Annotated in this window: 19 protein-coding genes; 17 read left to right on the top strand and 2 right to left on the bottom strand. The window is 44.7% G+C overall.

Features of this window, described 5'->3' with window-relative positions; genetic code table 11:
- The first annotated feature begins 39 nt into the window (after positions 1-39).
- Complete coding sequence (locus tag DYE48_RS00835; protein ID WP_115821971.1) at positions 40-567, top strand: nucleoside/nucleotide kinase family protein; 528 nt, start codon at positions 40-42, stop codon at positions 565-567.
- Here the strand turns inward: DYE48_RS00835 and DYE48_RS00840 are convergent.
- Positions 539-1177: a phosphatase PAP2 family protein gene (locus DYE48_RS00840; protein WP_115821972.1), complete on the bottom strand. Its 639-nt coding sequence runs from the start codon at positions 1175-1177 to the stop codon at positions 539-541. The two genes, DYE48_RS00835 and DYE48_RS00840, sit on opposite strands and share 29 nt — an antisense overlap.
- A gap of 73 nt (positions 1178-1250) precedes the next feature.
- Here DYE48_RS00840 and DYE48_RS21050 point away from each other — a divergent pair, with 73 nt between their 5' ends.
- From DYE48_RS21050 to DYE48_RS00865, 6 genes are all read left to right on the top strand, one after another.
- Entirely contained in the window at positions 1251-1412 is a 162-nt protein-coding gene (locus tag DYE48_RS21050; protein WP_167449411.1) for a hypothetical protein, read from the top strand.
- A 17-nt stretch (positions 1413-1429) separates the two neighbouring features.
- Positions 1430-2305 (top strand): aminoglycoside 6-adenylyltransferase, encoded by an 876-nt coding sequence (locus DYE48_RS00845; RefSeq protein WP_115821973.1) that lies wholly within the window; start codon positions 1430-1432, stop codon positions 2303-2305.
- Between the two features lie 50 nt (positions 2306-2355).
- Positions 2356-2739, top strand: coding sequence for a hypothetical protein (locus DYE48_RS00850; protein WP_115821974.1), 384 nt, complete (start codon positions 2356-2358; stop codon positions 2737-2739).
- Positions 2740-2770: 31 nt separating this feature from the next.
- Positions 2771-2950 (top strand): hypothetical protein, encoded by a 180-nt coding sequence (locus DYE48_RS00855; protein ID WP_115821975.1) that lies wholly within the window; start codon positions 2771-2773, stop codon positions 2948-2950.
- Between the two features lie 700 nt (positions 2951-3650).
- Positions 3651-4931 (top strand): glycoside hydrolase family 68 protein, encoded by a 1281-nt coding sequence (locus DYE48_RS00860; RefSeq protein WP_115821976.1) that lies wholly within the window; start codon positions 3651-3653, stop codon positions 4929-4931.
- A gap of 91 nt (positions 4932-5022) precedes the next feature.
- Positions 5023-6357 carry a glycoside hydrolase family 68 protein gene (locus DYE48_RS00865; RefSeq protein ID WP_115821977.1) on the top strand — a complete coding sequence of 445 codons (1335 nt, stop codon included), beginning with the start codon at positions 5023-5025 and terminating at the stop codon, positions 6355-6357.
- 245 nt (positions 6358-6602) lie between these two features.
- Here DYE48_RS00865 and DYE48_RS00870 read toward each other — a convergent pair whose 3' ends face one another.
- On the bottom strand, positions 6603-7280 hold the full coding sequence (locus DYE48_RS00870) for an HAD hydrolase-like protein (protein ID WP_341865602.1): 678 nt from the start codon (positions 7278-7280) through the stop codon (positions 6603-6605).
- A 120-nt stretch (positions 7281-7400) separates the two neighbouring features.
- Here DYE48_RS00870 and dcuS point away from each other — a divergent pair, with 120 nt between their 5' ends.
- From dcuS to rbsB, 10 genes are all read left to right on the top strand, one after another.
- Positions 7401-9005 (top strand): DcuS/MalK family sensor histidine kinase, encoded by a 1605-nt coding sequence (gene dcuS, locus DYE48_RS00875; RefSeq protein ID WP_115821979.1) that lies wholly within the window; start codon positions 7401-7403, stop codon positions 9003-9005.
- Positions 9002-9709, top strand: a complete 708-nt coding sequence (locus DYE48_RS00880) for a response regulator (protein ID WP_115821980.1) — start codon at positions 9002-9004, stop codon at positions 9707-9709. The genes dcuS and DYE48_RS00880 overlap by 4 nt, the downstream gene beginning before the upstream one ends.
- A 131-nt stretch (positions 9710-9840) precedes the next feature.
- On the top strand, positions 9841-11028 hold the full coding sequence (locus DYE48_RS00885; protein ID WP_115821981.1) for an NAD(P)-dependent malic enzyme: 1188 nt from the start codon (positions 9841-9843) through the stop codon (positions 11026-11028).
- Between the two features lie 34 nt (positions 11029-11062).
- Entirely contained in the window at positions 11063-12394 is a 1332-nt protein-coding gene (locus DYE48_RS00890; protein ID WP_115821982.1) for a 2-hydroxycarboxylate transporter family protein, read from the top strand.
- Positions 12395-12582: 188 nt separating this feature from the next.
- The gene (locus DYE48_RS00895; protein ID WP_115821983.1) at positions 12583-13560 is read left to right on the top strand and encodes a LacI family DNA-binding transcriptional regulator; all 978 of its coding nucleotides are present in this window, start codon (positions 12583-12585) and stop codon (positions 13558-13560) included.
- 5 nt (positions 13561-13565) lie between these two features.
- The gene (rbsK, locus tag DYE48_RS00900; RefSeq protein WP_115821984.1) at positions 13566-14456 is read left to right on the top strand and encodes a ribokinase; all 891 of its coding nucleotides are present in this window, start codon (positions 13566-13568) and stop codon (positions 14454-14456) included.
- A complete protein-coding gene (gene rbsD, locus DYE48_RS00905; RefSeq protein ID WP_115821985.1) occupies positions 14453-14839 on the top strand; it encodes a D-ribose pyranase in 387 nt (128 codons plus the stop codon). Before rbsK ends, rbsD begins: the two co-directional genes overlap by 4 nt.
- Before the next feature lie 14 nt (positions 14840-14853).
- A complete protein-coding gene (locus DYE48_RS00910; RefSeq protein WP_115821986.1) occupies positions 14854-16344 on the top strand; it encodes a sugar ABC transporter ATP-binding protein in 1491 nt (496 codons plus the stop codon).
- Positions 16331-17293 carry a ribose ABC transporter permease RbsC gene (gene rbsC / locus DYE48_RS00915; protein ID WP_425269275.1) on the top strand — a complete coding sequence of 321 codons (963 nt, stop codon included), beginning with the start codon at positions 16331-16333 and terminating at the stop codon, positions 17291-17293. Before DYE48_RS00910 ends, rbsC begins: the two co-directional genes overlap by 14 nt.
- Before the next feature lie 10 nt (positions 17294-17303).
- Entirely contained in the window at positions 17304-18242 is a 939-nt protein-coding gene (gene rbsB, locus DYE48_RS00920; RefSeq protein WP_115821988.1) for a ribose ABC transporter substrate-binding protein RbsB, read from the top strand.
- Positions 18243-18295: the final 53 nt, after the last annotated feature.

Raw genomic sequence — 18295 nt, forward strand, 5'->3', positions numbered from 1 at the left:
GAAAAGAAATCGACTAGTGAAATTCAGGAAGAGGGACCAATGACTCATCCAATGGTGATTGCAGTGGCAGCTGTTTCGGGTGGCGGAAAGACGACGATTACGGAGAAACTCAAAGAACGTTTGCCTGGAGCTGAAGCGCTTTTCTTTGATACGTATGAATTTGAAGGTGCACCGGAAAACATTACCGAGTGGGTGGAAAAGGGCCCCGACTATAATCAATGGAATCTGGATCCACTGATTCAGGATATCCAATCAACAAAAAGCGCTTCTTTTCTCATTCTGGATTATCCATTTTCCTATAAGCACGACAAATTGAAGGTTTGGATCGACTATTCGGTTTACATCCATACACCTTTAGATATAGCCATGGCTAGACGACTGCTTCGTGATGGTGAAGGGCTCTCCGTAAAGGGTGAATTGACATACTACTTGAATGATGGAAGAGAAGCTTATGTAGAAATGCTCCAGTCCATTAAACCCGATGCCGATCTTGTCGTCGATGGAACGCTGAGCGTGGAGAACATCGTAGAGCATATTATCAAGAATCTTCCCTCCGAACATCATTAGAAATTTTCTTTTGTGATAAAAGATACATCACAAGAAGCCACACGACTCCGATGGAAAAACCACCGAGCACATCGCTTATATAATGAGCGCCGAGATGGACGCGGGACCACCCAACCATTCCAACAACAAGAAACCCGCCCAGCATAAGAATCCCCCGTCCTGTACGTTTCAAGTAAACGGAGAAGAGGATAAAAAGGGACCCTGTCAGGAAGACCGCATAGATCATATGAGCACTCGGGAAAGCACCCCCATTGACTGATACAAAAGAATCGACAAGAGGGCGCTCTCGACTGAAGAAACCTTTCAAACCTGCACTGATGAGCTTGGTACATGCGGCTCCTAATAGGATGAAAAAGCTGGTTCGGTACTTGTTCAAATAAATAAAAATAAAAGAAACGATAAAGCCTGTAGTGAGGCAAACCTTGTAGCTGGTTACTATAGAGAAGAAACGAGCGATTTGGATGGTGGTTTGGTCGTCTGAGTCTGCTGTAATCTTCATTCCCCATTCATCCATAGCCGTGAGGAAGGGTGGTGTTGTCATCACTCCCCAGCTGAACAATACGAAAAGGAAAAGGTTCAACGCCAATAGCCATTGGAGACGTCTGTGCATTTCGGAACCTCCTTTTCTTTTTATTATTGAGAAGGTGGAAAAAAACTATGCTCTTGTATATGGAGGGAAGCAAGTGAAGGAAAAGATCATCCAGCAGGAAAATCCATTTTTCATATATTTGTTCTTCTTCGTTTTATCATGGATTAGTCTGAAGAAAAGTGTATTTATAGAAATGAAAAGGCGAGAGTGGAAGGAAAGATACGAAGTTTATTCGGATCATAAAGATGGACTGTAAAGGGGAGGGAGCAAAGAATGCGATCAGATAAGGAAATGATGGATCTGATTTTGAGTGTCGCCGAGAAGGATGAGCGGATCCGGGCGGTATATATGAATGGTTCACGAACGAATCCCACATTAAAAGAAGATCTTTTTCAGGATTATGACATCGTCTACGTTGTGACGGAAACGAATTCTTTTTTGGAAGATGAGGAGTGGGTGGATGTGTTCGGTGAAAGGCTGATGATGCAGGAACCGGATAAAAATGATCAGGGCAAAGATGGGGAGTTTGCGGACTTTTATGGCTATTTGATGCTATTTACGGATGGTAACCGGATCGATTTACATATAGAAACCATTCCTCATATGCAGGAACACTACGGGGACGATAAGCTGACCGTCCCTTTGATGGACAAGGATGACTGTCTGTCTGAAATTCCTGATGCGACTGATGAAGATTATCATGTGCAAAAGCCGACGGAAGAGGAGTATCTCGCCCGCTGCAACAATTTTTGGTGGTGTCAGCAGAATGTTGCGAAAAGCCTGTGGCGCAATGAAATGCCGTATGCACAGTTCATGTTGGAGTGTGTCATCCGCAGAGACTTGGATCAGATGGTTTCCTGGTGGATAGGAACGCAGACGGATTTTCAAGTTTCTACGGGGAAGGTCGGGAATTATTTCAAAAAGCTTCTACCCGAAAAATTTTGGGCGATGTATGAAGCGACTTATGCGGACGGAGATCTGGAACATATTTGGGATGCCCTGTTTGTTGCCGGTGATTTGTTCCGGACACTGGCTGGACAGGTAGCGGATGAATTCTCTTTTACATATCAATGGGATGAGGATGAAAACATGACGTTTTATTTGAGACAGGTGAGGAAGTTATCTTCATCGGCCGACCGTATTTTTTGATGGGATTGTGTCCTTGATGCATGTGAACAATGAAGAAAGGAGCCCATGTCATGCAGTATCCTAAGGTTATTTTGTTTTTGTTGACCGCTTTGGTATTGACAGGGTGTTTTGGGCAGAAGACCTTGCATTTTCAAGAAGAAAGCGAAGAATGGGAGGTCGAATATATCGCGGATGTAAAATCAGAAGACAGTGAATCGACAAGTCTTCATATCACCTATGTAGGTGAAGGCGAAGCTCCGGAACATATCAATTACAACCTGGACAGTCCGACAGGCGGTAGAGAGGGAGACTACGTTTTGTTGAATGATGGGATGGTTCAACAAATGGGGAACTTCTGCTCCGGCTGCGCGGTGACAAAGGAAAATCATGAGATCCAGGTGACCATTGAATGGGGCGAAAGGGAAGAAACGTTTGATTTGAAGTACGTTAAATAATGGTAGAAGAACGAAAAAGGGGAGTTCAGAAGTGGAGAGTGCAGGCAGTTTCATTATCGGTGATATGATCGCTCAACTTCTATTTTTTGTATTGTTAATCGGAGTGATCATAGGAACAGTATCGATCTTCCTTTCTGTAAAAAGAAAGAAGAGTCAGCTGGACAGAGTGGAAGCGAAAGTGGATCGGATTCTTGAACGGGAGAAGAGGTGATGTGTGATTTTATGATTTTAGAGAAGGGACCTTTACGGTTGTCCTTCTCTTTTTTTATTTCTTAGTGAAAAATTAACCTTCTCAGGAGGGAGGAGGGACTCACGAAAGATGACTGTCGAATTTCAAAGAAAAGTCTACACGGATACAAAGTTCAAGGCATGACTTTACTGATTTCAACTAGGACGTAGGATAAGAGGTGCATCTATTCACTTATTATGACTCAAACTTAATGAAGAAAAATTCAGGAAACCGATTGATTCAATTTTTCTACCATTTTAACTAGTTGTAAATGTTATCTCAATGATTGTAAAACAATGTTTAACCATTGATAGATCAACATTTTTTGAAATCGGATACATGAAAAATGAGGGAGTGTAATCTTTCCTTATGAACGGGGAGAATAGAACCCCATAAGTTTTTAAACTCCTTCATATGGCCAGTTTTAAACCAAACCCTAAGCTTCATTTATATGGGTTAATTTTACATTGAATCTATGTATTTCCTCTCATTTTGGAAAACATTGTAACCCTTTCCAACTTTAAAGTGAAACGTTACCAATGTATACTTCATAAGCTATTCGTGACTTTTTACCCTTAAAGAGATGACGGGAAATCTTCCGTTGACCAGTGCTTTTCGCTTCCTTAGAGTTAAGGTGTGTTCCGGAGCACACCCCAACTACAAATTATCGGGAGGTTAAGTAATGAAGACTAAGCAATCATCTATTTTATCCAAACTAGCCTTAACAGCACTTGTAGTGTCCAGTGCTTTCACAGCATTTCCTGTAGCTTCTTCAGCACAAGCAGCGGAGGATACTCCAACGTGGTCCCGGGAGGATGCTTCAAACTTTACGTTGACAGACGAAAATACCGCACCAAACATCGATTCTTTCACAGATGTGGCCCCGGATTACTGGGTATGGGACACATGGCCGCTTCGTGATCGCGATGGTTCTCTGGCTAAAATCAATGGCCGTTATGTCCAGTTCGCTCTTACTGCAAGCAAAGAGTACACATGGGCCGGCCGTCATGACCATGCCGTTATCCGTACTTTCTATTCTAAGAATGGTAAAGATTGGGAAATGGGAACGGTTCCTTATGATGAAGATAAAGCACTTGGTTTTCGCCAATGGGCTGGATCTGCGATGATCGACGAAAATGATAAAATCCATTTGTTCTATACAGCGGCCGGTCGGAAAGATGAAGGTCCTACATTCGAACAGCGTCTAGCGAAAACGACATTCGAAATGGATTATGACAACAAAGAAGGTTTCCAAGTAAAGAACAATGGAGAGCACCAAATCCTTGCAGAAGCTGACGGCGTTTATTACGAAACACAAGCACAGAAAACGGGAGATATCATTTATTCCTTCCGTGATCCTTGGTTCTTCCAGCATCCTGAAACAGGCGAAGAATACTTAATCTTTGAAGGTAATACTGGCGGCACAGATAAGACACTGGAGGCCGATAACATAGGTAACGTTGATGGTCCTATTCCAGCTGGTGCAGAAGATTACAACGGAAACGTTGGTATTGCGAAAGCAGAAAATGATGATCTGACAGAGTTTGAACTTATGCCACCACTTCTTGAAGCTGACGGTGTAAACCAACAGCTTGAACGTCCGCACGTTGTGCAGAAAGGTGACGACTATTATTTGTTCACCATTTCTCATCAGTTCACGTTCGCTCCCGGCCTGGAAGGTCCAGACGGGCTTTATGGTTTCCATGCCGACTCTCTATTCGGTGATTATGAGCCGATGAACGGTACAGGTCTTGTGGTTGCGAACCCTGAAGAAGATCCATTCCAGGCATACTCTTGGGCGGTTCTTCCACACGGACAAGTCATCAGTTTTGTCAACGAATTCTATGACGAAAATGGCGACTTCCAGTTTGGTGGATCTTTTGCGCCGACGTTGAAGCTGAAGCTTAAAGATGACACTTCTGAAATCAAGGGTGTTATGGGCGAAGGCGAAATTCACGGATAATAAAGCAGGAAGGAGCTAGCTTATCGGCTAGCTTCTCTTTCTTAACAAGCATTTATCGTAATCTTTTTGTAATAAAAAGGAGGAAGAACAAATGAACGCAAAGAAATTTATGCCCCGCAATGTATTGCTGACAACTGCGATTGTATCGACATTATCCTTCGGGTTTGCTCCAGCCGCTTCTGCTGACACATCCGGTACATCCAACTGGACGATTGAAGATGCATCCAAGGTCGAACGTACAGATGATACAACCGCTCCTTATATTGAGCCTGATTTTGAAAAAATGGCTCCTGAACTGCACGTATGGGACACATGGCCACTTCGCGAGAAAGATGGTTCTGTCGCAAAGGTAAACGGATACTACGTGATTTTCTCATTGACGGCCGACTCTGAGTTGCTTCCTGGTAAGCGTCACGACGTAGCGACAATTCGTTACTTCTACTCAAAAGATGGCAAGAACTGGGAGCTTGGCGGGAAAGCTTTTGATACACAGCAGGCTTATGGTTCCAGACAATGGGCTGGTTCTGCGATGATTGAAGACGGGAAGCTGAACCTTTTCTATACAGCAACTGGACGTAAAGGAGAGGAAAACGTCACCTACGAACAGCGTTTAGCGCTTGCAACAGGCGACGTGGAAGCGAAGGGGAAAGGAATCTCTTTCTCTAACTTCGACCACTCGATCATCCTTGAACCGGAAGGTAAGTACTATCAGACCGAAGGGCAGGCGGAAGCCGGAGACATCGGCTACACGTTCCGTGACCCTTGGTTCTTCGAAGATCCGAAAACAGGAAAAGACTACATTCTATTTGAAGGAAACTCTGCAGGTACACCAGCAGAACGAACGCTCGACCGAGCTTATATCGGCAGCGAAGACTTCCAAAGCTCTTTCGATTTTGTAAATGAAGACTTTGCAAAACTGTTCAACGGCGCAATTGGAATCGCAGAAGCGACCAATGACAGCTACACAGAATTTGAAGCAATGGAGCCCCTTCTTGAAGCGAACTACGTGAACCAGGAGCTTGAGCGTCCGCATATCGTGACTAAAGGCAACCAGTACTACTTGTTCACAAACACCCACGAGCACAAATTTGGTCCTGATTTGTCTGCTCCGGACGGATTGTACGGCTTTTCTTCTGATCAGTTGACAACAGGTTATGAGCCACTGAACGACAGTGGCCTTGTCCTTGCCAACCCAGAAAACCATGCCTACCAAGCATATTCCTGGATGGTGCTTCCGAACGGGAAAGTAATCAGCTTCTATAATTTCCATGACTTAGATGGCAAGAACATTGCTGATCTTGGCGGTACATCTCCAGAGTACCAAATGTCTCATTTTGGCGGTACGTTAGCGCCAACGTTGAAGATTGCTCTTCAAAATGACCGCACGAAAGTGGTTAACGAACAAGCCCCAGGCAAAATTAAATAAACGATTAAAACCTGAATCCTGCCTCGGATTCAGGTTTTTTTAAGGGTGGAAATAAAAAAGGCTAAAGGATCCATCATACTTGGCTAAGGAAGAATCCCGAATTAGAAGAAGTCCTTTCTATTCCTTCTTGAGTATTATTGAATAAGGAACATATGAGAACCTTGATTACTTGAACGGTCTATTTAAAAGTATCCAATAAAAAATCAGCTTCTCGCGTTAAGGAAAGCTGATTTTTTATGTCTTCGTCAAACGTACATCTTTTCTATTTCTCGTATCACTTGGTTTAGTCCATAGAAGTCATCAATGACATGATCCGCTTTGGCGAGCTCGTCTTCTTGAGCAAAATCAAACCGGCAGCCTACAGAAGTCAAGCCATTTTTCTTAGCGGCATGAATGTCGGATAGGCGGTCTCCGACGACAATTCCCTGCTCAAAGTTGTATTTTTCCTTAATGGCCGCCACCAAATCTGTTTTGTCCAACGAGTCGATCTGCTCGATACTGAACGTTTCTGTCACCCATCGGTCTAGACGATAGTATTCGACGATGGCACGTAAATAATCAATCAGACCGTTGCTTGCTATGTATAGAGAGTGGCCTTCTTTATACAAAGCTTCCAGGACTTCTTCCACCTGTGGGTAGAGCGCGCCTTTTCCTTTTTGAATATTGAGGGTGAGTTTTTCTAAGAAATATGCATTGATTTCTTTCCTTTGATGATCCGAGTGGTTAGGGAGTAACGTTTTCCACACCGTTGGCAGCGGTACCCCCATGATTTCTCTGTATTTTTGAAGCGGGGTCTCCTCGTGCCATTCGCTTCTGTCCTTCAGGTGGTTGAAGGTCTCTTCTAACGAAACCTCAAGAATTCGTTCGGTTTGGAACAGTGTTCCGTCCATATCGAAGATCAGTCCTTTTGACAATGGACTCACTCCTTCCTTCAATTTGTATCTGACATTTGTTATTATACTAAAAATTGATACAATTTTGAAAAACGGTTATTGTTTAATGACGCATGTACGATTAATCACTTCCTATTTAGGAGAATGGACATGAAACAACCACGATTTAAATTGAGCACCATCATTATCTTCTTCGTTCTACTTGTTGTGTTTTTTTCTTTGTTAATCACAGATTTGTTGATTACAGAAAATACGAGTGATGAGATTCGCGGACAGCTGGAAGAGAAAGCATTGATTATTTCACGGACGGTCGCTGAATCACAAATTGTTCAACAAGAGTTGGAAAGTGAAGAAATTCAAGGGACGATCCAGGACTATGCCATGAGTATTCAAGAGGCGAGTGACGTCCTGTTCGTCGTCGTTATGAATATGGAGGGAATCCGTCAATCCCATCCAGACCCCGGGCGGATTGGTCAAGCATTTGTAGGGGGAGATGAAAAACGAGTTCTGAACGGCGAAGAGTATATTTCCATTTCGGAAGGAACGCTCGGACATTCTGTGCGTGCGTTCACCCCGATCTATGGAAGGGATGGGGAGCAAATGGGAGCGGTCGCTACAGGGCTTTCCTTAGATGCCGTGGAAGCTGCATTGGAGAAGAACCATCAAAACATTTTAATCGGATCCTTGATCGGAAGCCTCGTAGGTGTCATTGGTGCGTTTCTTCTGGCGCGCTACATCAAGAAGAGCCTGTTTGGGCTGGAGCCGGCAGCGATTGCGAAGATTTATGAGGAACGAAACCGGATGTTTCATTCGGTGAGAGAAGGGGTCATTGCGGTAGATGAGGAGGCTCGCATTACGTTTATCAACCATTCAGCCAAGGAAATCTTTCAAAAAGCAGGCATCTATGAAAAGGAACCGGTGGGACTTGCGATTGCTGAATATCTTCCTGATTCGAAGCTCGATCGTGTCTTACAAACGGGGGAGGCTGAAGTGGATGAAGAGCAGAACATTCAAGGGTCTTCCATTATCGTGAACCGGGTTCCTTTGATTGTGAATGGAGCTGTTGTAGGGGCGATTTCGACTTTCCGGGATAAGACAGAGGTGAATCGACTGGCTGAACAGCTGACTGGTGTACGTTTGTATGCGGAATCTCTTCGGGCTCAGTCTCATGAGTTCAAGAACAAACTGCACGTGCTGCTTGGAATGATTGAAATGAAATCTTATCAGGAGGTCCATACATACATTAAACAATTGGTCGACCATCAAGTTCGTGAGACCACCTCGTTGACGGATAAAATTAAGGACCCGGCTTTGGCTGGATTTATGATTGGGAAGCGCAGTTATGCAAGGGAACAACAAGTCGATTTGACAGTTCAATGTGAAACGATCATTCCCCCGGCAGAGGATTCAAACGTAACCCATGAACTGATTACCATTATAGGAAATCTAGTAAATAATGCGATTGAGAGTTTCCATACGGAAGAAGGAAAAAAAGTTTCTGTTGACCTATCATATGTGGATGATTTGTTAAGCATTGATATAAGCGATAACGGGAGTGGGATTGAAGAACGATTCAAAGAAGAAATGTTCAGGAAGGGTGTTTCAACGAAAGGCGACAATCGTGGGTATGGTTTACATTTGGTGAAAACGAGTGTGGAGTCATTGGAAGGTTCATTGGAGATCGAGTCCAATTGGCAAAATGGAACCTCAGTGAGTGTCATCATCCCATTTGAAGCGAAGGAGGATGTGGAATGATTCGCGTACTAATCGTAGAAGACGACCCCATGGTGGCTGAATTGAATCGCAAATATTTGAATCAGCTTCAGGGGTTTCAGTTAATCGCAACAGCCGCTAACACGGAGGAAGCTCATGACTGGCTGGACCGGGCTGCCATTGATCTCGTGTTATTGGATGTTTATATGCCTGGGGAAAATGGTTTGCAATGGTTGAAAGAGCTTAGAAATAGGGAGGATGATTTGGATGTGATCTTGATTACGGCCGCTTCTGAGAAGGAGAAGATCCAACAATCCCTTCGTCTCGGGGTGGTGGATTATTTGGTCAAACCCTTTGAATTCAATCGTTTTCAAGACGCTTTACTTCACTATCAAAAAAATACTTCTGTATTAAAAGATAAGCAGAAAGTGAACCAAGGGGAGCTTGATCAGATTTTCCGTAAGAATGAATATTCAAAGGATAAAAACATTCCATTACCGAAAGGATTAACGAAAAATACCTTGGAGCATATTATTGAGGTCATTAAGAAGAAAGAGGGAACGGCATTTTCTACCGACGACATCGCTCAAGAAACGGGAATATCCAGGGTGTCGGTGAGGAAATATTTAAAGTTTTTAACATCCGAGGACATCCTTGAAGAAACGCTGATCTATGGAGTAGGGCGCCCTGTCTATCAATATCATATCAATGGATCGAAAGCCCTTCATTCCACATTCTATCAATGAAAAAAGCAGCCTCAGGCTGCTTTTTTTAATTACAATAAAATCATTATTTTCATATGGTAGGCATGGTCTTTGTTTATTCCTATGATGGAATCACACCTTGAAAGCGATTTCTTGTAGATGGAGGAATGAATATGCACAAAGACAATAGAAAAAGAGAAACACTAGACTTGCACCGAGCCTATCGTGGGAAAATCGAAATCACCAGCAAGTTACCGGTGGATACAGAAGAAGAGTTAAGTCTTGTCTACACACCGGGGGTGGCAGAGATCAGTAAAGCCATTGAAGAAAATCCGGACGAAGCAGATGAGTTGACGTCCAAAGGGAACATGGTGGCGATTGTAACTGATGGAACAGCTGTATTAGGACTAGGAAATGTAGGCCCTAAAGCCGCTCTCCCCGTCATGGAAGGCAAGAGTTTGTTGTTCAAAAAATTCGCGGGCATTGATGCATTTCCTATATGCCTGAATACACAAGACCCTGAAGAAATCATTTCAATCGTCAAAGCTCTGGCTCCTACTTTCTCTGGCATAAATCTTGAAGATATTTCAGCTCCACGATGCTTTGAGATTGAGGAAAGATTGAAAGAAGAGTTGGATATTCCTGTTTTTCATGATGATCAGCATGGGACGGCCATTGTCGTCTTAGCATCATTGCTGAATGCATTGAAAGTGGTTAAGAAAACGAAACAAAAAGCGAGAGTCGTCATCAATGGAGCAGGTGCTGCTGGCATTGCCATCGCTGAATTGCTTTTATATGCCGGTTTTTCTGATATCACCCTTGTCAGCCTGGAAGGTACTTTAAGAAAAGGAGAAGCATGGATGAATGCGAAGCAGAAAAACCTTGCTGAGCGCACGAATCATGACATGCGTTCAGGTGGATTGGAAGAGGCCATTGAAGGGGCTGATATCTTCATCGGAGTCTCGGCTCCTGGAGTCATGAACAAAGAACATGTTCAAAAGATGAACAAAGACCCGATCATCTTCGCTTTAGCTAACCCTATCCCTGAAATCTATCCAGAAGATGCTTGGAAAGCAGGAGCGAAAGTTGTAGGAACCGGAAGATCGGATTACCCGAACCAGATCAATAACCTGCTGGCGTTTCCCGGAATATTTAAAGGAGCACTGAGCAAGAAGGTCAGAAACATCACCCCTGAGATGAAAATCGCTGCAGCAGAAGGGATTGCGGCGGTCATTTCTGAGAACGAGCTTAGTTCGGAATATGTGATTCCAAGTGCCTTGAATGAAAAAGTGGCCCGCGCAGTCGCCCGTGCTGTTGAAGAGTCTGTAGAAGATAGAGTTGAACGCTTAGCCACCTGCTAAGCGTTCACCAATTAAAAGAAAAGGAGAGGATTACATGTCGAGTTCAGCGGAAAAGATTCATAGGAATCCGTCCCAAGAGGCAAACGTCACCCCTTTTGTACATGAAAAAAAGAAAGCGATTACAATATTTGGTCTTCCTCTACATTGGTTTGGTGTCATTACTGCAGTGACGTTGGCCAGTATGTACACAGGAAACCTGCCGGGAGGAATTCTCGGAAGCCTTCTCGTTATGATGGTGCTTGGCGAGCTCTTCGGTTGGCTTGGAGACCATACCCCAATCGTTAAAACCTATTTAGGTGGCGGGGCGATCATCGCGATCTTTGGAGCGGCCTATATGGTGTATGGGGGATGGATTCCTGAATCAACGGTAACGATGATCACGGATTTCATGAAAAGCGGAGGGTTCCTGAATTTCTATATTGCCGCTTTAATCACGGGAAGTATTCTTGGTATGGATAAAAGCATTCTCATAAAAGTCGGCCTCAAATATTTCCTGCCAATCTTCGGAGCCGTCATTGGAGCTATGTCTGTAGCTGGTCTGCTCGGATCTCTTGTAGGGTTTTCTCTAAGGGATGCAGTCCTTGTCATTACGATGCCGATCATGGGAGGAGGAATGGGAGCTGGAGCCGTTCCGATGAGCCAGATTTATAGTGAATTGATGGGGAACGATCCTAGCTACTATATTTCCATGCTTGTTCCAGCACTTGCTCTCGGAAATGTCTTTGCCATTATTCTAGCAAGCATTCTTGATATCATTGGCAAGAAAAATCCTTCGTTAACAGGGAACGGGCAATTGTTGAAAGGTTTCCAATTCAAAGAAAAGGCATCATCCTTTGACGTCCAAAAGATGGGGGTAGGATTGATGGTGGCAATTCTCTTCTTTACGGTCGGTACGTTACTGGCTGGTTTTATACCGCTTCACGCCTATGCATTGATGATCATCATTGTAGCCGTGGTGAAAATCGCAGGAATTCTGCCCCAAAGCGTAATTGATGGTGCGAATCAATGGTATAAATTTGTCGCTAAAAACTGGACGCTGGCGCTGTTGTTTGGAATCGGAATCGCTTATACAGACTTGAACACGGTCCTTGAAGCCTTGACGCTTCAGTACATTCTTACGGTTCTTGGTGTCATTATAGGAGCGGTCCTTGGAGCAGGGTTGCTTGGGAAGCTGGTTGGTTTCTACCCGATCGAGTCCGCGATTACGGCAGGTTTATGTATGGCAAATATGGGTGGAACAGGGGATGTGGCTGTTTTATCTGCATCGAAAAGGATGGAACTGATGCCTTTTGCTCAAATTTCTTCACGCTTGGGTGGTGCTCTCATATTGTTGCTTGCTGGATTGATTATTCCTTTACTTATGTAGTGAATTAAAAAAGCTTTTCCTGAATTCTACTCAGGAAAAGCTTTTTATTGTTATTATCTTCATCATGTTTAATCATTAAAAACAGCTAATTAAATTCAAATTGTAGCTGTTCTTATCAAAAAGTTCTTGCAAACGATTACAATAATGTGGTACTTTATCTGTAACCGGTTACACACAGAGGTGAACGTATGGTAACAATCAAAGATGTTGCTCGTGAAGCAGGCGTTTCAGTGGCTACTGTTTCACGTGTGTTGAATGATAATGGCTATGTTGGAGCAGATACGAGAAAGAAAGTGATGGAAGCCATTGCTGAATTGAACTACAGTCCGAACGAAGTGGCACGTTCTCTTTACAAAAGGGAGTCCCGTCTGATCGGTCTGCTTTTACCTGATATCACGAACCCGTTCTTTCCACAGCTGGCGAGAGGTGTGGAAGATGAACTGAGCCAGGCAGGATATCGACTTCTGCTCGGGAACAGTGATGAAAATATTCAAAAAGAATTGGATTATATACAAACATTCGTCCAGAACAATGTGGTGGGAATCATTACGGCAACCAACCATGTGGACTACAAAATCTACGAAGCCCTGGATCTGCCACTTGTACTCTTGGACCGGGCGTCGGAAAACTATCCAGCCGTTTTCGCAGATGGAAGAGAGGGCGGCCGTCTGGCAGCAAAAACGCTCATTGAAAAGGGAGCGCAAAGAATTACGCTCGTAAAAGGTCCAGCCAATATCAAGCCCGCCCAAGACCGCTTTCAAGGAGCCATCGAAGAGCTGAGTCAGGCAGATGTTGATTTTTCTGTATTGTCTACTACCTCCTATTCTTTCGAAGAAGCCCAAGGGTGGGCAGAAGAACTGTTTGATAAATTCTCAGATACAGATGGAGTCATTGCGAGTAACGATATTGTCGGGATCGCGATCATTCATGAGGCCCTGGAACGTGGAAAACGTATTCCGGAAGATGTACAAATCATTGGCTATGACGATATTCCTCAAAGCAGTTTGTCCTATCCGACCCTTTCCACGATTCGCCAGCCGGCCTATGAAATGGGAAGGGAAGCGGCAAAACTATTGATACGAACAATAAAAAAAGAACCAGGTGTGGAACAAACCATTCAAATGCCTGTGGAGTTAGTAGAAAGAAAGACGACACGAAAGGAATGAAATCAATGAGAAAACCTAAAATTGCTGTAATTGGCAGCTCTTCCATGGATTTAGTCGTGACATCAAAACGGCGGCCGGGTGCGGGAGAGACTGTCCTCGGTGAATCATTTGAAACCGTCCCTGGAGGAAAAGGAGCGAACCAGGCCGTTGCCGCCGCCCGTCTCGGAGCAGAAGTGTATATGATCGGACGCGTGGGAGAGGACGCTTACGGTACTGCAATCTTAAATAATTTCAAGTCAAATGGTGTTCAGACGGATTATGTGGAACCGGTTACACATGTGAGAAGCGGAACGGCACACATCATCTTAGCTGAAGGGGATAACAGCATTGTTGTCGTCAAAGGAGCGAACGACCACGTCACTCCTGACTATGTAAAAGAAAAACGTGACTTCATTGAAACGTGTGACCTTGTGATGATTCAGCAGGAAGTCCCTGAAGAAACCGTGATTGAAACGGCTCGACTATGTCAGGAGCTTGGTGTGCCCTTGTTATTGAACCCAGCACCAGCAAGGGAAATTCCTGATCGAGTGGTGGAACAAGTGAGCTATCTTACGCCGAACGAACATGAAGCTGCTTTACTCTTTCAAGGAGAAGAACTTGCAAAAGCATTAAAGAAATATCCAAATAAACTGTTCATTACAGAAGGGGCGGCGGGTGTACGCTACTTTGATGGAAAAGAAGAAGCGCTCGTTCCGTCTTTTCCTGTAAAACCAATAGACACCACGGGTGCGGGCGATACGTTTAATGCTGCATTCGGAACAGCCATTGCAGAAGGGATGGGCTTGAGAGACAGTCTGCGCTTCGCTAATCGAGCGGCATCCCTGTCAGTTACAGGGTTCGGAGCTCAAGGCGGCATGCCTACGAGGAAAGAAGTAGAAGGGGGACTTACGGAATGAAACGACACGGCCTTTTGAACAGCCATTTATCCAAAGTTTTTGCAGACCTCGGTCACACCGATACCATAGTTGTTGCTGATGCGGGTCTTCCCGTGCCGGACGGAGTGAGAAAAATCGATCTCTCTTTAAAGCAAGGGGTTCCTTCTTTTCTTGAAGTCGTAGAGGTATTGAAAGAAGAAATGGTTGTCGAACGTGTGACGATAGCAGAGGAAATGGAGCAGAACCCCTCTGTTCATAAAGGGATGAAAGAATGGTTTGGGGAAGTCGATTATCTCTCTCATGAAGCATTGAAACATCATCTGAAACAAGCGAAAGCAGTGGTGCGGACAGGGGAAGTCAGCCCATATGCGAACTGTATTCTTCACGCTGGAGTAACTTTTTAAAGAGGTGAGCGATCATGGAAATCCGGATGAACCAGATTCATAAAGCTTTCGGAAAGAACAAAGTCCTTGAAGGCGTTGATATTCATATTAAAGACGGTGAAGTTCATGCATTGATGGGTGAGAATGGCGCTGGAAAATCTACGCTTATGAATATCCTGACAGGGCTTCATAAAAAGGACCAAGGTACAATTGAAATTGATGGAAAGGAAAAAACGTTTGCCAACCCAAAGGAAGCGGAAGAATACGGCATTGCCTTTATTCATCAAGAATTGAATGTTTGGCCGGAAATGACGGTGCTGGAAAACTTGTTTATTAATAAGGAACCGGTTACACATTTTGGGCTTATTCATACAAGTAAAATGAAAGCGGTTGCGAATGAGCAGTTTGAGAAGCTTTCCATTTCTATTCCAGTTCATAAAGAAGCCGGCCAGTGTTCGGTTGGTGAGCAGCAAATGATTGAGATTGCTAAAGCCCTCATGACGGATGCCAAAGTGATCATTATGGACGAGCCGACAGCTGCTTTGACAGACAGGGAAATAGAGAAGCTTTTCGACGTCATTCGGTCATTGAAAAAATCCGGCGTATCCATCGTTTATATCTCCCACCGGATGGAGGAGATCTTTACGATTTGCGATACGATCACGGTCATGCGTGATGGGCAGACGGTGGATACGAAGCCGATTCCTGAAACGAATTTTGATGACGTGGTCCGGAAGATGGTCGGACGTGAACTGACCGATCGTTTTCCTGCGAGAGAAGCGAAGCCTGGAGAAACTATGCTGGAAGTGAAAAACCTTACAAAAAAAGGCCTCTTCGAGAATGTGAACTTTCGTGCCCGGTCAGGTGAAATCGTCGGCGTCGCCGGATTGATGGGCGCGGGGCGTACAGAAATCATGCGCACGATTTTTGGTTTGGATGGCAAGTACCAGGGTGACATTTTCATCAATGGAGAAAAAGTGACGGTGAAAAGCCCGAGCCAGGCGGTCAAGCTCGGCCTCGGTTTCATTACGGAAGATCGAAAAGAAGAAGGGCTCGTTCTCAATTTCCCGATTCAGGACAACATCGCCCTCCCGAGTTTGTACAGTTTCACAGACAAAGGACTCATCGGAGAAAAGCGTGAGCGTGAATTTGTCGATTTGCTCATCAAAAGGCTGACGATTAAAACTGAATCAGCCAAAACGGAAGCAAAGAATCTATCTGGAGGAAACCAGCAAAAGGTCGTCATCGCGAAATGGATCGGAATCGGTCCGAAAGTTCTCATTTTGGATGAGCCGACCCGCGGTGTCGATGTTGGGGCAAAACGGGAGATTTATCAGTTGATGAATGAATTGACCGACAGAGGCGTAGCCATCATCATGGTCTCTTCTGAGCTTCCAGAAGTGTTAGGGATGAGCGATCGCGTGCTCGTTGTCCATGAGGGAACCATTGCTGGAGAACTTTCCAAAGAAGAAGCCGATCAGGAAAAAATTATGACACTGGCAACAGGAGGTAATGTCAATGATTAATGCAATCAAAAAATCGAATCATGTAGGAAACTTGATGCAGAAATTAGGACCATTCGTTGGTTTGCTTGTTTTGATGGCGACGGTTTCCATTATTAATCCAAGTTTTCTTGAACCATTGAACTTATTGAATTTATTAAGACAAGTCGCGATCAATGCACTGATTGCCTATGGAATGACATTCGTGATCTTAACAGGGGGTATCGATTTGTCTGTCGGATCGATTCTCGCTTTATCCAGTGCCTTGATGGCAGGGATGATGGTCTCAGGTATTGACCCGATATTAGCTATTCTAATTGGATGTTTGCTTGGAGCACTAATGGGAACGGTTAACGGTCTTCTTATTACAAAAGGAAAGATGGCCCCGTTCATCGCAACACTTGCAACGATGACGATGTTCCGTGGTTTGACGCTTGTTTACACCGACGGTAACCCGATTACAGGTCTTGGCGACAGCTATGCTTTTCAACTTTTCGGAAGAGGATATTTCTTGGGTATTCCAGTTCCAGCGATTACGATGCTTCTTGCTTTTGCTGTCCTGTGGGTGATTTTGCATAAAACTCCATTCGGTCGTAAAACGTATGCCATCGGCGGCAACGAGAAGGCTGCACTCATTTCAGGTATCAAAGTCTCTCGGATTAAAGTGATGGTCTACTCACTCGCTGGTCTGCTTTCAGCGCTTGCAGGGGCTATTCTTACATCGCGATTGAACTCGGCCCAGCCGACAGCAGGTACGTCGTACGAACTTGATGCGATCGCTGCTGTTGTCCTTGGCGGGACGAGCCTTTCCGGCGGACGTGGTTTGATTATTGGGACGTTGATTGGAGCTCTGATTATCGGAACGTTGAACAACGGCTTGAATCTTCTCGGCGTTTCATCCTTTTTCCAAATGGTGGTCAAAGGTGTCGTCATCATCATCGCCGTACTAATCGATCGAAAGAAAGCAGCATAGGAGGGGTAACATGAAGAAGCTAGTCGTATTATTGATGAGTTTATCCCTGGTGTTCCTTGGTGCCTGCTCGCTGCAGCCACCGGAATGGGCTAAACCTAAAGGGGATAAAAATCCGGATGACATTAAAATCGGTCTGTCTGTATCTACGCTGAATAACCCATTCTTCGTTTCTATGAAAGAAGGGGTAGAAAATGAGGCCGCGGCTCAAGGGATGGAAGTCGTAGTCGTAGATGCGCAAAATGATGCAGCTAAACAAATCAATGACGTGGAGGATTTGATCCAGCAGGGTGTGGATGTATTGCTGATCAATCCTACCGATTCTTCGGCTATTTCGACGGCCGTTCAATCAGCCAACAGCTTAGGCATACCGGTCGTGACGCTTGACCGTTCTGCAGAAAAAGGGGAAGTCGCGACATTGGTCAGCTCAGATAACGAAAAAGGCGGCGAAATGGCAGGGGAGTATTTGTTTGATCAGCTTGGTGAAGGTGCCAAAGTAGCTGAACTTGAAGGTGTCCCCGGCGCGTCCGCGACACGTGAACGCGGCGCTGGCTTCCACAACATTGCCGATGAAAAACTGGATGTTGTAGCCAAACAAACGGCGAACTTTGACCGGACGGAAGGATTGAATACGATGGAAAACATCATCCAAGGAAATCCGGACATCGAAGCTGTTTTCGCTCATAACGATGAAATGGCGCTCGGAGCCTACCAGGCCATCCAAAGTTCAGGTCGGGATGTTCTTGTCGTCGGATTCGACGGGAACGATGATGCGATTACGAGTATCAAAAATGGAAACCTTTCGGCCACAGTTGCTCAGCAGCCAGAGGAAATTGGCAAGCTTGCTGTCCAGGCGGGTGCCGATGTGCTGCAAGGGGAGGGAGTTGAAGATACAATTCCGGTGCCTTTGAAACTCGTAACGCAGGAATCAAATTCAGAAACAGAAGAATAATGATCAGAAAAGAGGCTCTTCACGAGTCTCTTTTTTTATACATCCAAAGTTGT

It is taken from the genome of Halobacillus trueperi, from assembly GCF_003386945.1.
Lineage (GTDB): Bacteria > Bacillota > Bacilli > Bacillales > Halobacillaceae > Halobacillus > Halobacillus aidingensis.

Bases quoted from the DNA above. Each gene is read 5' to 3' on its own strand.
- DYE48_RS00835 (WP_115821971.1), top strand. From the start codon at position 40: ATGACTCATCCAATGGTGATTGCAGTGGCAGCTGTTTCGGGTGGCGGA.
- DYE48_RS00840 (WP_115821972.1), bottom strand. From the start codon at position 1,177: ATGCACAGACGTCTCCAATGGCTATTGGCGTTGAACCTTTTCCTTTTC.
- DYE48_RS00845 (WP_115821973.1), top strand. From the start codon at position 1,430: ATGCGATCAGATAAGGAAATGATGGATCTGATTTTGAGTGTCGCCGAG.
- DYE48_RS00850 (WP_115821974.1), top strand. From the start codon at position 2,356: ATGCAGTATCCTAAGGTTATTTTGTTTTTGTTGACCGCTTTGGTATTG.
- DYE48_RS00860 (WP_115821976.1), top strand. From the start codon at position 3,651: ATGAAGACTAAGCAATCATCTATTTTATCCAAACTAGCCTTAACAGCA.
- DYE48_RS00865 (WP_115821977.1), top strand. From the start codon at position 5,023: ATGAACGCAAAGAAATTTATGCCCCGCAATGTATTGCTGACAACTGCG.
- dcuS (WP_115821979.1), top strand. From the start codon at position 7,401: ATGAAACAACCACGATTTAAATTGAGCACCATCATTATCTTCTTCGTT.
- DYE48_RS00880 (WP_115821980.1), top strand. From the start codon at position 9,002: ATGATTCGCGTACTAATCGTAGAAGACGACCCCATGGTGGCTGAATTG.
- DYE48_RS00885 (WP_115821981.1), top strand. From the start codon at position 9,841: ATGCACAAAGACAATAGAAAAAGAGAAACACTAGACTTGCACCGAGCC.
- DYE48_RS00890 (WP_115821982.1), top strand. From the start codon at position 11,063: ATGTCGAGTTCAGCGGAAAAGATTCATAGGAATCCGTCCCAAGAGGCA.
- DYE48_RS00895 (WP_115821983.1), top strand. From the start codon at position 12,583: ATGGTAACAATCAAAGATGTTGCTCGTGAAGCAGGCGTTTCAGTGGCT.
- rbsK (WP_115821984.1), top strand. From the start codon at position 13,566: ATGAGAAAACCTAAAATTGCTGTAATTGGCAGCTCTTCCATGGATTTA.
- rbsD (WP_115821985.1), top strand. From the start codon at position 14,453: ATGAAACGACACGGCCTTTTGAACAGCCATTTATCCAAAGTTTTTGCA.
- DYE48_RS00910 (WP_115821986.1), top strand. From the start codon at position 14,854: ATGGAAATCCGGATGAACCAGATTCATAAAGCTTTCGGAAAGAACAAA.
- rbsC (WP_425269275.1), top strand. From the start codon at position 16,331: ATGTCAATGATTAATGCAATCAAAAAATCGAATCATGTAGGAAACTTG.
- rbsB (WP_115821988.1), top strand. From the start codon at position 17,304: ATGAAGAAGCTAGTCGTATTATTGATGAGTTTATCCCTGGTGTTCCTT.